We start from the raw sequence: 15,654 nt of genomic DNA, 5'->3' as shown, positions 1-15,654 counted from the left end.
TGTAGTGGTCAACTAATTTAGGACACCTGATAAGAGGTTTTGATTAAAGTAACGTCTTTCTGTTTCAGCTGGTGTTAAATAATTGTTGAAAGTGTGCGGTCTCACGGTTTGATAGTAGCCCCAGATATAATCACTAATGGCACTTTTAGCCTCAGCGATATTCTCATAACCGCCCTTTGGCATCCACTCTGTTTTGAAGCTTCTAAAGAAGCGCTCAGTTGGGGCGTTATCCCAACAATTTCCACGACGGCTCATACTCTGTGTCATACCGTCGCAATCATCGATTGATTCAGCAAATTTCTTACTGGTGTAATGCGTGCCCTGATCTGAGTGAAATAACACACCACTTGGTTTGAGTCTCGTCTGATACGCCATTTTCAGAGCGTTACCTGTCAGAATACTATCGGGTGAGTCTGAGACACTAAAGCCCACCACACGACGGGCGTACAGGTCTAAAACAACGGCTAGGTAACACCAGCCGCCTTTAATGCGAATATAAGTGACATCGCCCGTCCAGACTTGGTTGGGCGCCGTTGGGCTAAATCTGCGTTTTAAAAGGTTGTCATGGGTTTTATGTTCCTGATCAGCGTGCTTGTATTTGTGGGTCTTGAGCTGGCAACTGACCAGTTTCATTTGCTTCATAATCTTGGCAGCTAAGTAACGCGTTAGCCTAATACTGTGCTCATTCCACAGGATGGCGACAATGGTGCGAGCCCCAGCTGATTGTTTGGAGTCATTGAATATTTGACGTATCAAGGCTTTGAGTTTGACACGTTCAATATCGATAGGCTTAGTCTGTGTGCCATAGTAGTAGCTGCTTTTAATGATGCCAAATAAGTCACATAGTCGGCGTTTACTGACGCTTTTGTCTTGCTCTGCAAGCTTGCTTATCAGCGATAGCCGTTCAGGCTGTCCAAGGCCAGCAGAGCAGAAGCCTTTTTTAATATGTCGCGCTCCATAGTGAGTCGCTTAACCTGCTTACGCAATTCTTGTAGCTCGCGCTGTTCATCCGTTAAAGCGTTGCCGACTTTAGGTGCTTGGCCATTCGTTTCTTGTCGATACTGACTCAGCCATTTCTGCAGGGTGGATTTGCCAATGCCAAGTGAGCTTGCTACATCAGGTATTTTACGCTTATGCTCAGTCACTAAGCTGATGGCTTCAAGCTTGAATTCTCGGGTATATTGATTGCGATTGTTGGTCATACTAGTTTCCTTCTTTGGGTTATTATAACCTCTTAGAAGCTGTCCAATTTTATTATGCCACTACAGGTGAGGGGTGGAGGTGCGAGTAGGTAAATTAGGCAATTCAGAGTGAATACAGCGCACTTTGCCATTGGGCGTATCTAAAATGGGCGGCGGTACTTCACAAGCGGGCTCTTTATAGGGACAGCGGGGAGACAATAAGCAACCGCTTGGGCGATCATATTGGCTGGGTACCACACCCGGCAAACTATTGAGCCTGTCTTGCCCAATAGCCAGCTCAGGGATGGCTTGCAGTAAAGCTTCGGTATAAGGGTGGGCAGGATGTTGAAAAATCTCCGGCACTGTGCTGGTTTCGACCACTTGTCCGGCATACATAACGGCGACATCGCGTGAGTTTTGCGCGACCAAACCCAAGTCATGGGTAATTAATACCATTGCCATTTGCTTTTCGCGTTGTAAGCGCCCGAGCAAATCCATAATTTGTGCTTGCACCGTGACATCAAGAGCCGTGGTTGGCTCATCGGCGATAAGCAGTTTTGGCTCGCAAGCAATCGCCATCGCAATCATGACCCGCTGACTCATACCGCCCGATAATTGATGCGGATAAACCTTAAGTCGATTTTTGGCATCCGGCATCTCAACCAGTTCGAGCAGCTCTAAGATACGCGTCTGTACCGCTGCACCGCGCAGTCCAAGATGCTTACGCAGTACTTCACCCAGTTGCATCTCAATGGTAAAGCTCGGATTTAGACAAGACATGGCATTTTGAAAAATCATGGAAATATCTTTACCAATGATGCCGCGCTTTTCTTTGGCTGACATACTCAGCATGTCTTTATTATCAAACATCACCCGCTTGGCACGAACTGTCGCAGAAGGCGGCAATAGTCCCATGAGTGCCATCATAGTGACCGACTTACCCGAGCCTGATTCACCGACGACGGCGATGACTTCGCTTTGGGTGATTTTTAATGATACATCATCGACGGCGCGAAAAGCACGCGCGCCTTGACCAAAAGTGACCGAAAGATTTTCAATATCTAACAACAGTGGCGCTTCTTTTATTAACGAGCCATTCATAGAAGTATTGGTAAGCGCTGTTTTATCTAAGGTATCAGTCATCTTAGGTCACCTGCTTTAATTTGGGATCTAGCGCATCGCGTAAGCCATCACCCGTCAGGTTAATCGACAAGGCAGCTAAGAAGATGGCGACACCCGGCCAAATAGCGAGCCAAACATTACTTTGAATATATTGCCGCGCTGTACCGAGCATTGCGCCCCATTCGGCATCTGGTGGTTGCACGCCAAAGCCTAAGAAACCAATTGCGCCTGCTTCTAAAATAGCAGAGGAAAAAATCATTGTCGCTTGGACGATAAGCGGTGCCATACAGTTAGGTAAAATAGTTATAAATAATAAGCGCAGCACGCCAGCCCCCATGACTTGCGAGGCAACAAAGTACTCACGTTGTAGCTCTACCATGGCGGTAGCGCGTGTCAGACGGATAAAAGGTGGGGTACAAACCAAGGCAATGGTAATAATGGTGTTGGTCATAGACGGCCCTAAGATAGCCGCAATAATAATCGCCAATAGTAAGCTTGGATAAGACATCAAAATATCATTGACTAGCATCACCGCCTTGCCCCAAACCTTTGGCCAAAACGCGGCGCTAAGCCCTAGCGAGACGCCGACCAACATAGCAAGGGTCGTCGCACTTAGACCGATAAACAACGAGTAACGTGCGCCATACATCACCCGAGATAAGGTATCTCGACCGGCATCATCAGTCCCAAGCCAAAACATCGTATCGCCGCCACTTAAAAACGCTGGCGGCAATTGCTCTTGACCGGTAAATAATTCATAAGGGTCATGCGGTGCAAGGGCGGGCGCAAGTATGGCGATAATCACCATCAAGGCCAGTACTATAAAACCAAGTACCGCGCCTTTATTGCGGCAAAATGTCGATAAAAATAACTGCCAAGACGACGGCGGTGTCGCTGCCATCAGCTTAAGATCAGAGGGAAGAACAGAAGGCTTCATGAGCATTTCCTACAGTGGCTAGTGCTTTGCTAATATTTAAAGTTTTAGAGTTTTAGCCTTAATAAGTATTAAGCATTTGCTAAAAAATCACTCAAAACCATGCAAACACCAATAGCCACTATTTATAATATGAGTATTTATCAATGTTAAATTAAGAAGTATGTCTGATGCGCGGATTGATCAGACCATACAAAATATCAATAAATAAGCTAACCAAAATCAAGGCGGTGGCGACCAATAAGATACCGTTTTGCACAATAGGATAATCACGGGTAAAGAAGCCATCTGTAAGCCAATTACCAACACCCGGCCAACTAAAAATAGTCTCAGTGATAATAGCGCCAGCGAGCAAGGTTGCCATCTGTAAGCCAATTACCGTCACCACAGTAATCAAGGCATTGCGCATCACGTGTACCAATATCACGCGGCGCGGCGATAAGCCTTTAGCGCGTGCGGTACGTACATAATCTTCATCTAGTACCTCTAGCATCGCCGAGCGCGTCATGCGTGCAATCATCGCGAGTGGTATGGTCGATAAGGCAATAGACGGTAAGATAAAATGTTTTACCACGTCCCAAAATGCGCCCGGTTCACCTGAAGTCAAGGAACCCAATAGCCATGAACCATATAAAGGTTTGACGTCCAAAAACTGCGCGACAGATATGACACCGGCGACGGGTAATAGGCCTAGATAGTGGGCGAATATACCGGTTAGGATAGGTCCTAATAAATAGATGGGCATTGAGTATCCTGCCAGCGCACCTGACATCAGAGTGTAATCAATCCACGTGCCACGGCGCAGCGCGGCAAAGATACCTAAGCTGACCCCAATGACACTGGCAATAACAATGGCGCATACCGCCAGCTCTAAGGTTGGCACAAAATGGGCAAAGAAGTCTTGTAATACTGGAGTACGGGTACGAAAGGACTGACCAAAATCACCGGTCAAGATACCGGTTAAATAATCCCAATATTGAACGATGAGGGGTTTGTCTAATCCTAGTCTTTCTAAGGCACGAGCATGGAGCTCTGGATCGACCATACGCTCACCCATCATAATCTCGACGGCGTCTCCGGGGACGAGCCGAATCAGGGTAAATGTCGATAGCGTTAAGCCAAGATAGACAGGAATGAGAATGGCAATGCGACGCAAAATATAAAGTAGCATGGGCTGCTCAATAGTTGTGGTTCAATAGTTATGGTTTAATAACTCTAAGTTGATGACTAGAATGTTGATAATGATGAGAGTGTTGGTGACAGCATGCTTAACAAAGCGGTTGCTTAACAGAGTGCTTAATTTATATAAATAAGGCTGGAGCAGAGTATCTGACCCAGCCGAATACCAATTAAACAATCGTGTATGTCATACCGGACTTCATCAGTTAAGATTATTCAACTTTTACACCATCGAAGCGTATTGAGCCAAGTGGACTAATTTTATAATCGACGACGTTTGGTGCGGTGAATACCGTTACCACCGAATGCGCCATCGTCGTCCATGGCAGTTGCTCTTTAAATATCTGCTGAGCTTTTACATAGTCATTGACGCGATCATCTTGATTGGTAATCTGACGGGCATTAGTCACCAAAGTGTCAAAGTCTTTATTACACCAGCGCGAGTAGTTATTGCCACCGACCGCATCACAAGATAACAATGTACCAAGCCAGTTATCAGGGTCACCATTATCACCTGTCCAGCCTGCTAAAATAACATCGTGCTCGCCTTTAGCGGCGCGATTTAGATACTCGCCCCACTCGTAAGTGACCAGCTTGGCATTAACACCAATCTTCGCCCAATCTGCTTGTAGCATTTCCGCCATGAGTTTGGCATTTGGATTGTAAGGGCGCTGAACGGGCATATACCAGAGATTGATGGCAAGCTTATCTGCACCTGCTTCTTTCATAAGGGACTTGGCTTTTTCGACGTCATAAGGCGCGTCTTTGATCGATTTATCATAACCCCATTGTGTTGGTGGCATAGGGTTGGTGGCTTTAAGCCCTTCGCTTTGATAAACGGCGTTAATAATAGCGTCTTTGTTGATGGCCATATCTAATGCTTGACGAACTTTAAGGTCGCTAAGCTTTGGTTTTTCAACGTTGTAGCCGACATAACCGACGTTAAAGCCGGGTTGATCAAGGACGGTGGCCTTACCGGATTTTTTAACAGAGTCAATCTCGGCAGGTTTTGGATAAGCGGACACATGACATTCGCCAGCTTGCACTTTTTGCGCGCGAACCGCCGAGTCTTTGGTGATGACAAACACTAGATTGTCGATATGAATATCGTCTTTGTTCCAATAATCTGGATTTTTGGTATAACGAATTTGCGCATCTTTTTGATAGGAAGTAAAGACGAAAGGTCCGGTACCAACAGGTTTGGTATTAATGTCAGCCGCATTACCAGCAGCCATTAACTTGTCTGCATATTCAGCAGAATCGATGTAAGCAAAGGCCATCGCTAGGTTTTGTAAAAACGGCGCGTTGGTCTCGCTGAGAGTGATTTTCACGGTATTGTCATCGACCTTTTCGATAGTAGAGATCAGATCAGGCAGCCCCATGCCGACAGAATACGGGAACTCAGCAGGATAGGCTTTATTAAATTCAAAATCAGGATTGGTGATACGTTCTAGCGTAAAGACCACGTCGTCCGCGTTAAAATCGCGGGTTGGGGTAAAGTAATCGGTTTTACCGAATTTGACGCCTTTGCGCAGATTAAAGGTATAAGTCTTGCCATCTTCACTAATATCCTAGCTTTCGGCTAAGGCTGGCTGAATCTCAGTGCCATCTCTTTTGAATTCCACCAAGCCATTATAGATAGGATAGGCGCTCGCATCAAAATCAGTACCTGCGGTGTACTGTGCGGGATCAAAGCCAGCAGGGCTGCCTTCTGAACAATAAAGTAGGGTTTTCGCGGCTTTAGCGTCTGAGCTGGCAGCAGAGTCATCTGTAGTTTTGTTGTCGCCGCTACAGGCGCTGATACCTAAGATAACCGTCGCCAATAAGGTCAATTTGAAGAGTGATTTTTGCATTATTACATCCTATGTAATTATAAATATTCGCCAATATATTTATAGAGTCATTTTTGACCCATAAATGTACTTGACGTGCTTTTAATTCCCTTTAAAGCAATTGCTTATATCGTTTTTTTGTATACAAGATAAAAAATTCAACAGACCTTAACCTTGATTCAAGTTTGCAAAAAATACTGATATAAATAAGTCGTTTAAATATACTCTTTTAAACAGTGGTAACGCAAGCCATCTCTAAGATAATTTTGATAGAAAATGTACCGTTTTAATATCTTTATTTCCGAATGTATTAGGGCTTGTCCTTATTTTTAAAATGAGGACAAGCCCTAATACCCTAATACCCTAATAGCCAGTGAATTTAGCAATCTAACGCAGCTTGTCGATTTTTTAGATATTCTAAAGCCAGAAAATAGATTGCTAATATAGAATGGCCTAAATAAGTCCTAAAGATAGCGACGAAAAAATATGAGCCACATTCTTATACCATCAGCTTATTCTCGCTTTATTGAATATGAAGTTTTTAGTAGATAAGATTTTTAAAAAAGAGCACCCGTAATAAGGTGCTCATCCTTCTTCTGTCTCTTATGAAACAGCTTGCTCAACGTTTTCATGTTTGGCTTTGATAAGATCGGCCATTTTTTCAGCAATCATAATCGTTGGTGCATTGGTATTGGCGCTAATCAACGTTGGCATGACCGACGCATCAATCACGCGTAATCCGCTGACGCCGCGCACTTTTAATTCTAAATCGACTACGGAGTTATTATCTGACCCCATGCGGCAAGTGCCCACCGGATGGTAAATGGTATCTGACTTATTGCGAATATAGCCAAGCATGCCATCTTTTTCGATATAGGGGGCAGGGTAGTCTTCGGTAATATATTCGGCCATTGGAGATTCTTGCATGATGGCGCGCGTACGCTCAGCGCCTGCTACCATGTACTCTACATCTTTAGGGTGTGATAGATAGTTTGGATCAATCAATACCGCATCTGAGGGATTGGCAGAGTCCAGCCTGACCGTACCGCGACTCTCAGGACGTAGGTAGCAGGTGTGACAAGAGACAGCGAAGCCACGTTTGATATCACGGCCATGGTTAATCACGCGCGAGATCACAAAGTGCAATTGGGTATTTGGCCATTCTTTTGGATCATCACCGACGCTAAAAAACGCGCCCGCTTCTGCATAGTTAGTAGACAATAGGCCAGTGCCATCCTTTCTCCATTGGCGTATGCTCTTGGTTAAGGTCGAAATAGTCGCCAAGCCAACCCCAATGACATCTTTGGTATTCACTTCATAATCAAAAACTACATCCAGATGATCTTGTAGATTGCCACCGACTTCAGGGGCATCGACCACGACCTCAATACCGTGCGCCTGCAAATGCTCAGCAGGACCAATGCCTGATAACATTAAGACTTTAGGGGAGCCAAAAGCACCGCCTGATAGTATGACCTCTTGGTGTGCCATCACGCGATGCTCGACACCGTCTTTTTCGTAAGCCACGCCAACAGCTTGATGGTTTTCAATAATGACACGGTTGGCTTGCGCATGGGTAATGACGGTCAAATTCGAACGATTTTGAACGGGATGTAGATAGGCGGCTGCGGCAGAGCAGCGTTGCCCTTGCTTTTCTCCATGGAAGTGGGTGACTTGATACAATCCTGCGCCGTCTTGCTTTTCACCATTAAAATCTGAGTTGTGATCAAGACCATTGGCAACGGCCGCTTCTACAAATGCTTTGGAGATATCGCGCGGACTGAGTAAGTCACTAACATGCAGCGGTCCGCTGTCACCGTGTAGTTTATCGGCACCGTGTACATTGTTTTCTGCTTTGATAAAGTAGGGCAGTACATCTTCAAACCCCCAACCTTTACAACCTTGCTCAACCCAGCGTTCATAGTCTAGCGCACTACCACGGGTGTAAATCATAGCATTGATGGCCGATGAGCCACCCAAACATTGTCCACGTGGTTGGAAGCCGCGTCGATCGTTTAAATGCGTTTGAGGAGTGGTGTGAAAACACCAGTTATTTAATTTGAGAGGTTTACCTGGTACCAAAAGAATTAAGCCAGCAGGTACGCGTACCGCGAGGTCTTTACCATCGCCGCCATATTCTAATAAACAAACACTGATGTCTGGATTTTCTGTCAGCCGACTGGCAAGCACACAGCCTGCAGAGCCACCGCCCACGATGACGTAATCAAACGTTTTATCAAGTTCCATTTTATCTTCCTTATAGCATCCATGCCAATCAAAACGAGCTTTTCAAAGTAAGCTATGCTTTACAGTATCTATTATTTTGCCAGAATAATAAAATAAAAATGACTAGAGCGTGTAGATAGAGAAAATAGACTATCACTAGGAGCCTATTGATAAGTTCTGTGATGTTACCTAGGGCGTGTTATCGATTAGCATATTTATATTGAGCAAACTTTTGAACGTACGATAAAGCGCTTACCTTCTGGTATTTCTAACGAAAAACTGGCGCCACGCCCGTCCACCACGTCAATGGTCAAATCCGTATTTTGCCATAATTTGTGCTGCGCTTTGCCCATATAAAATGGACAACCAGCAATCTCACCGACCAATACATCTTGGCCGCCTACCTTAAACTCACCTAGCGGGTAACACATAGGCGAGCTACCATCGCAGCAGCCACCAGACTGATGAAACATCAGTTCACCGTGCTTGGATTTAAGTAGCTCAATCAAGTCTACGCAGGATTCTGTCGCTGTAACGTTCATAATGATTTCCTTATCATTAAAATATGATTGTAGAAGACGTCTCATTAAGTACGAGTGTCTTATTAAGTATAGGAGTCTTATTAAGCATAAACCTCATACCCATATTGGGCGAGAATATAAAAAGCCGTATCGTTTTCACTCACATCACTTATAGCATGTGAATGAAAACGATACGACTGATGGTTTGTGATTAAATGTGTGAAGCATTAAGACAATATCAAAATCTCACAAGCAATATAGTCAATCCTCTATAAAAGAGTTACAGCGTTAACCTCACTTGAGGTATCACATATACATCTGCGCTCGGTTGCCTTGTCTCTCTTTTAAACTGAATAAACTATAACTACATACTGTAGTCAATCACAATGCGACCTTCGATTTTGCCGTTACGCATACGCTCAAAGATATCGTTGATGTTCTCTAACGGCTCCGCGGTAACGGTGGCTTTTACCTTGCCTGCTGCTGCCATGTCCAGCGACTCTTGTAAGTCGAGTCGCGTACCAACGATGGAGCCACGAATGGTAATACCGTTGAGCACCGTATCAAAAATAGAGACAGGGAAGTCACCGGTTGGTAAGCCGTTAAAGACCACCGTGCCACCACGTCGAACCATGCTTAACGCTTGATCGAACGCGATAGCAGATACGGCTGTTACTAGCACACCATGGGCACCGCCAATTTCTTCTTTTAGATACTCGCCAGGATCGGTATTTTTTGCATTAACGGTAATGGTCGCGCCTAGTTTTTTGGCAAATGCGAGCTTTTCGTCATCGATATCGACTGCCGCAACGTTGAGTCCCATGGCAATGGCGTATTGTACTGCCATATGACCAAGACCACCGATACCAGAAATAACGACCCAATCACCAGGCTTGGTATCGGTCATTTTTAGACCTTTGTACACGGTGACGCCTGCGCATAAAACGGGTGCAATTTCTATCGAGTCAACACTTTCAGGGATGATACCGACGTAGTTGGCATTGGCCAGTACGTATTCTGAAAAGCTACCATTGACTGAATAGCCTGCGTTTTGTTGACGCTCGCATAAGGTTTCCCAGCCGCCTAAACAATGGGTACAGTGACCACAAGCAGAGTAGAGCCAAGGCACACCAACGCGGTCGCCTTCTTTTACATGGGTCACACCTGCGCCAACGGCAGTAATCAGGCCAACGCCTTCATGTCCAGGGATAAATGGCGGACTTGGTTTGACGGGCCAATCGCCTTCAATGGCATGCAAGTCGGTATGACAGACACCGGAGGCTTGCATCTTGACAACGATTTCACCCGCGCCTGGCGTTGGAATATCAACTTCTTCGATCTGTAATGGTTGATTAAACTCATGTAATACGGCGGCTTTCATCTTATTGCTCATATAGTTCTTCCTTGTTAGATTTTCTGCATAAAAATAATCTGTGAATGTACCTAACACACTTTGCAACCTCGATTGCAAAGTGCTTCGAACTGGGGCTTAAAAGAACCCCATTTTTTTAGGATCGTAAGACACCAGCATGTTCTTGGTTTGTTGATAATGATCAAGCATCATCAAATGGTTTTCACGGCCGATACCAGACTGTTTATAACCACCGAATGCAGAATGCGACGGATAGATGTGATAGCAGTTCGTCCATACGCGACCCGCCTGAATACCACGTCCGAAGCGATATGCCTTATGTACACTACGCGTCCAAATACCAGCACCCAGACCATATAACGTATCGTTGGCAATTCTCATCGCATCTTCGTCATCTTTAAAAGTCGTTACCGCAAGCACCGGTCCAAAGATTTCCTCTTGGAACACGCGCATGTCATTAGTGCCCTCAAAGATAGTCGGCTGCACGTAATAGCCATCACCCAGATCACCGTCGTGTGTGGCTCTCTCGCCACCGACCAATACTTTAGCGCCTTCTTGTTTACCGATATCTAGATAAGATAGGATCTTCTCTAATTGATCTGAGCTTGCTTGTGCCCCAATCATCGTCTCCGTATCTAATGGATTGCCCATTTTGATGGCTTCAACACGGGCGATACAGCGTTTGATAAATTCATCATAGATACTCTCATGTACCAGTGCACGTGATGGGCAGGTACAGACTTCACCTTGGTTCAGCGCAAACATCACTAGGCCTTCAACCGCTTTGTCCAAGAAGTCATCGTCTTCATCCATGATATCAGCGAAGAAGATGTTTGGACTCTTACCGCCCAGCTCCAAGGTCACAGGAATGATGTTTTCACTGGCATACTGCATGATGAGGCGACCGGTTGTGGTCTCACCCGTAAAGGCCACTTTATTGATACGAGGGTTAGAAGCTAACGGCTTACCAGCTTCGACACCAAAGCCATTGACGACGTTTAATACGCCTTTAGGTAACAGGTCAGCCGCACCGATAATCTCTAACATATAGAGAATAGAGGCAGGGGTTTGCTCAGCAGGTTTGAGAACCACACAGTTACCCGCAGCAAGCGCAGGAGCCAGTTTCCACACGGCCATTAGGATAGGGAAGTTCCAAGGGATAATCTGACCAACAACGCCTAGTGGCTCATGGAAATGATAGGCAACGGTATCGTCATCGATTTGGCTGATGCCGCCTTCTTGAGCGCGAATGGCACTGGCGAAATAACGGAAATGGTCAACGGCTAGCGGGATGTCTGCTGCGAGTGTCTCACGCACCGGTTTGCCGTTTTCATAACATTCAGCAATGGCGATAGACTCAAGATTGGCTTCCATTTTGTCAGCGATTTTGAGGAGGATATTGGCGCGTTCTGTCACGCTGGTTTTGCCCCACGCATCTTTGGCAGCGTGAGCCGCATCTAGGGCTTTTTCGATGTCAGCTTCTTTTGAGCGGGCAACTTGGCAAATGACTTTGCCATCTATGGGACTGGTGTTGTCAAAGTATTCCCCATCAACAGGTGCAACCCATTCACCATTGATAAAGTTGTCATATTTTTCGCGGAATTGGACTTGGCTTTTTTCTGTGTTTGGATAGGGATATAACATTAACTGCTCCTTGTTGTTTTATGTATGAGGCAAGTCATATATAAGCAATTATTTATTACATCATCGTGTAAAATAAATGCTTATCTCATCGCCACCGAATCTTCCTGATCAAGTTCTCACTTCATACTACTCAAATTTTGAGCAGATTTATACTCACATTTAATAATAGCTAATGAATTAACTCATAAAATTTAGTTATGGAAAATGTGTCAGTTAAAAGGGTTCGTAAAGTGGATGTAGCTGTTATAATTATTGCCAATATTTTAGGCTACGGCATTTATAAAATTGCTGATGGCTGCTCTCTTTTCTTTTTCTTCTAAGTTATTGGTTGGTTTGAATATATGCGTCAATCTTCTGCTCTTGATATCCTAAAAACAGGTCAAAATGTCTTTTTGACTGGCTCAGCAGGTTCAGGTAAGACCTATACACTCAATCAATACATCGATTATCTACGCGCACGCCGTGTGCCAGTGGCGGTCACTGCCAGTACTGGGATTGCTGCCACGCACATGAACGGTACGACCATTCATAGTTGGTCGGGCATTGGTATCAAGGATGAGCTGACTGATCGTGATTTAAGCAATCTATCGCGCAAGCAGTTTTTGGCAGATAGATTAAAAGATACTGCGGTATTGATTATCGATGAGATATCGATGCTGCACGCCAAGCAGATTAATTTGGTCAGCCAAGTGCTTAAGCATGTACGCAAAAATGATGCAGCGTTTGGTGGTATTCAAGTCGTCGTCGCCGGCGACTTTTTTCAGCTGCCACCGATTGGTAGTAAGGGCGAGACCAATCGTGAAAAATTTGCCTTTATGTCTGAAGCATGGCTTGATGCTAAGTTCCATATTTGCTACTTGTCTGAGCAACATCGTCAAGTAAGCGAAGCGGCGAATGGCGGACTTGATTTGGACGATATCCTCAATCAAATTCGCCGTCAAGAAGTGACTTTTGAGGCGATTGCTGCCTTAGAGGCCACCTTTGATCAAAACGTCGATATCAAACGTACCCGTTTGTATACCCATAATCTCAACGTTAATAGCATCAATGATAAAGAACTTGCCGCATTAGATGGCGAGATGATGCGCTTTGAAGCCACATTTACTGGTGATAGTAAACTGGTTGAGACTCTGAAAAAGACCGTCCGTACCCAAGATGATTTGGTATTAAAAGTCGGTGCCAAGGTAATGTTTATTAAAAACAATACCGAGCTAGGAGTCTCTAATGGCACGATGGGCGAGCTGATTGGTTTTGCTGCGGTAAAAATTAATGATGATAAAGATAATAGTGATGATTTGATAGAAGACGATAGTGAAAGCACTGAAAATGATGCTGATAAGAATATAAAAGGCAAAGGTAAAAAGACTACCAAAGACAAAGATAAACCAAAAGTTAAAAAGCCAAGCACGCAAAAAATGCCTGTGGTTCGGCTAAATTCTGGTCGTGAAGTCATTGCTGAGCCGGAAGAATGGATTATCGAAGATGAGACTGGTGACGTGCTGGCAAGCTATGAGCAAGTACCATTATGCTTAGCTTGGGCGATTACCATTCATAAATCGCAAGGTATGACCCTTGATGCGGCGGAGATTGACTTGTCGCGCACCTTTGAGCTTGGCCAAGGTTATGTGGCATTATCACGATTAAAATCGCTGGCAGGGCTGCAACTGCTCGGTATGAATGACATGAGTTTGCAGCTTGATCCATTGGCACGCGGTGCAGACAAACGCTTTTTGGCATTGTCTGATGAGGCTGATGCCAATTATGCGATGCTTGATGAAGAGAGCATGACGCAGGCACATGAGAAGTTTATTTTAAAATCGGGCGGTACGCTAAGTAAGTCAGTGATTGATGCTTATGCCAATTTGCAGAAGAAGCGCCGCGAGCAACAGCAAGCGCAAATAGATAAAAAACAGAAGCTGGGCAATCAAATCTCTGATAAGTCAGAAAGCACCTTGCTAGCGACCCGAATCTTATTAGAAGAGAGTTTGTCAATTGCGGAAATCTCGCAAGCGCGTCAGTTGTCGCAATCGACCATTATGCGCCATATCGGTGAGTTAAAATCTCAAGACCCAAGCCTCGCCTGTGATCATCTGCGTCCCGATGCCGAGGTGATGACAGCGGTAGGTAATGCTTATGTGGCGATTAAAGTCGCTAATAATCCGAACGACTTTAATGATGATGGCAGCATTAAGCTGCGCCCAATCTTTGACCATCTTAAGCAAAGCATCGATTACAATACCATTCGTTTGGCTCTGATTTTTATCACGCCATAGCGAGCAATTAGCCAATAATCAAGTTATTAAACAATTTATTGATTCAGCCATTTATTTATTAAGTCATATATTAAAACCAATCATCATACGTATGAATATGTTGGTTTTTCTAGAGCATTGAATGTGCAGCGCTTAACTTATATACCTTCCTTTATAGCGATACCCTTTTATGTCTGATGTTACGCCTAATTTTTCTAGCGCCACTTATCAATTGACGTCTGACGCAGTAGCAGCGACGTTTTATGCCACCAGTGAGCATACGCAGCCACTTAGAGTCGCTATTAACGGCTTTGGTCGTATAGGGCGTAATATATTGCGTGCGTTGCTAGAGCGCTTTGAAGTGTTGGGTCGAGCCATTCATGTGGTCGCGATTAATGACTTAGCCGCCGCCGATATTTTATTGCATTTATTAAAATTTGACAGTACCCATGGTCGTTTAAGTCGACTGGGCGTTAGTGCTGAAATTGTAGCTGGAACTGGGGCAGTTGATGATAATAGTAAAAGTCAGCTTTGCCTGACAAAAAACAATCATACCTATTGTATTAACTTGCTCTCAGAACCTGATCCACAAAAGCTACCTTGGCAGGAACTGGGGGTTGATATCGTGCTTGAGTGTACGGGTCATTTTCGCTCTTACGCCCAAGCGCAATTGCACATCGAAGCTGGCGCCAAGCAAGTCATTATCAGTGCTGCACCCTTTGATGATGTCGATGCTTGTATCGTCATGGGCGTTAATACCGAGGAGCTCACGCGTGAGCTGCCGATTATATCGAGCGTCTCTTGTACCACGCAGGCGTTGGTGCCGCTGATTGATACCCTTGATAAAGTGTTTGGCGTCAAGTCAGCGATGATGACTGAGATCCATGCGGTCACAGCTGACCAGACGGTGCTGGATCAAGCCCATCGCGATCCAAGGCGCGCGCGTGCGTCCGGTCATAATATTATCCCAACTACTTCTAGTAGTATCGCTGCGACAGAACGGGTGTTGCCAGCGATGGTTGGTAAAATAAATGGACATTCAATCAGAGTGCCGACCATCGATGTTGCCGCTATTGATGTCACCTTTGTCTTTGATACTCCAGATGTCAGTATAGAAGAGATTCGTGATGTGCTTAAAACGGCTAGCATAGGTTGCTTACTCGATATCATGGCCTATACCGATGAGCCATTGGTCTCAAGTGACTTTATTCATCAAACGGAGTCACTGATTATTGATGGGCAACAGCTTATGCACGTAGGCGACCAGTATAAAGTTTTTGCGTGGTATGATAACGAATGGGGCTATGCCAACAGGTTGCTTGATATGTGCTTACATTTAGCTTCGAGCAAATAAAACGGCTTCAAGTGAATAGGTTAAGCTGAAAAGCTGA

The 15,654-nt window shown here is 44.9% G+C and carries 12 protein-coding genes; 2 read left to right on the top strand and 10 right to left on the bottom strand.

Annotated features, from left to right (window positions below):
- Window positions 1-12: 12 nt before the first annotated feature.
- The 10 genes from W293_RS15845 to W293_RS0100655 all read right to left on the bottom strand — a co-directional run bounded on the left by W293_RS15845 (window position 13) and on the right by W293_RS0100655 (window position 12,011).
- Window positions 13-1,202 (bottom strand): IS3 family transposase gene (locus W293_RS15845; protein WP_101210725.1). Its coding sequence is split into 2 segments (ribosomal slippage): window positions 13-944 and window positions 944-1,202, totalling 1,191 coding nucleotides; the frame shifts between segments, so codons are not numbered across the junction.
- Window positions 1,203-1,262: 60 nt separating this feature from the next.
- Window positions 1,263-2,324: an ABC transporter ATP-binding protein gene (locus W293_RS0100690; protein WP_025650616.1), complete on the bottom strand. Its 1,062-nt coding sequence runs from the start codon at window positions 2,322-2,324 to the stop codon at window positions 1,263-1,265.
- Between the two features lies 1 nt (window position 2,325).
- Window positions 2,326-3,240, bottom strand: a complete 915-nt coding sequence (locus tag W293_RS0100685) for an ABC transporter permease (protein ID WP_025650615.1) — start codon at window positions 3,238-3,240, stop codon at window positions 2,326-2,328.
- 151 nt (window positions 3,241-3,391) lie between these two features.
- Window positions 3,392-4,408, bottom strand: a complete 1,017-nt coding sequence (locus W293_RS0100680; protein WP_025650614.1) for an ABC transporter permease — start codon at window positions 4,406-4,408, stop codon at window positions 3,392-3,394.
- A gap of 220 nt (window positions 4,409-4,628) precedes the next feature.
- Window positions 4,629-5,984 carry an ABC transporter substrate-binding protein gene (locus W293_RS15840; protein WP_264673004.1) on the bottom strand — a complete coding sequence of 452 codons (1,356 nt, stop codon included), beginning with the start codon at window positions 5,982-5,984 and terminating at the stop codon, window positions 4,629-4,631.
- 3 nt (window positions 5,985-5,987) lie between these two features.
- Window positions 5,988-6,269 carry a hypothetical protein gene (locus W293_RS17470; protein WP_240990810.1) on the bottom strand — a complete coding sequence of 94 codons (282 nt, stop codon included), beginning with the start codon at window positions 6,267-6,269 and terminating at the stop codon, window positions 5,988-5,990.
- Window positions 6,270-6,851: 582 nt separating this feature from the next.
- On the bottom strand, window positions 6,852-8,495 hold the full coding sequence (locus W293_RS0100670) for a GMC family oxidoreductase (protein WP_025650613.1): 1,644 nt from the start codon (window positions 8,493-8,495) through the stop codon (window positions 6,852-6,854).
- 194 nt (window positions 8,496-8,689) lie between these two features.
- Window positions 8,690-9,016 (bottom strand): DUF779 domain-containing protein, encoded by a 327-nt coding sequence (locus tag W293_RS0100665; protein WP_025650612.1) that lies wholly within the window; start codon window positions 9,014-9,016, stop codon window positions 8,690-8,692.
- Between the two features lie 343 nt (window positions 9,017-9,359).
- Window positions 9,360-10,388, bottom strand: coding sequence for an alcohol dehydrogenase AdhP (gene adhP, locus W293_RS0100660; RefSeq protein ID WP_025650611.1), 1,029 nt, complete (start codon window positions 10,386-10,388; stop codon window positions 9,360-9,362).
- Between the two features lie 96 nt (window positions 10,389-10,484).
- Window positions 10,485-12,011 (bottom strand): aldehyde dehydrogenase family protein, encoded by a 1,527-nt coding sequence (locus tag W293_RS0100655; protein ID WP_025650610.1) that lies wholly within the window; start codon window positions 12,009-12,011, stop codon window positions 10,485-10,487.
- 341 nt (window positions 12,012-12,352) lie between these two features.
- Between W293_RS0100655 and W293_RS0100650 the strand changes: the two genes are divergently transcribed.
- Complete coding sequence (locus W293_RS0100650) at window positions 12,353-14,284, top strand: AAA family ATPase (RefSeq protein WP_025650609.1); 1,932 nt, start codon at window positions 12,353-12,355, stop codon at window positions 14,282-14,284.
- Window positions 14,285-14,453: 169 nt separating this feature from the next.
- Window positions 14,454-15,617 carry a type I glyceraldehyde-3-phosphate dehydrogenase gene (locus W293_RS0100645; protein WP_037026334.1) on the top strand — a complete coding sequence of 388 codons (1,164 nt, stop codon included), beginning with the start codon at window positions 14,454-14,456 and terminating at the stop codon, window positions 15,615-15,617.
- The last annotated feature ends 37 nt before the right edge of the window (window positions 15,618-15,654 follow it).

This window comes from Psychrobacter sp. TB67, from assembly GCF_000511065.1.
In the GTDB taxonomy this organism is placed as follows: domain Bacteria; phylum Pseudomonadota; class Gammaproteobacteria; order Pseudomonadales; family Moraxellaceae; genus Psychrobacter; species Psychrobacter okhotskensis.
The sequence above is the reverse complement of the archived record's forward strand: the minus strand, read 5'-3'. Positions and strand labels throughout refer to the sequence as shown.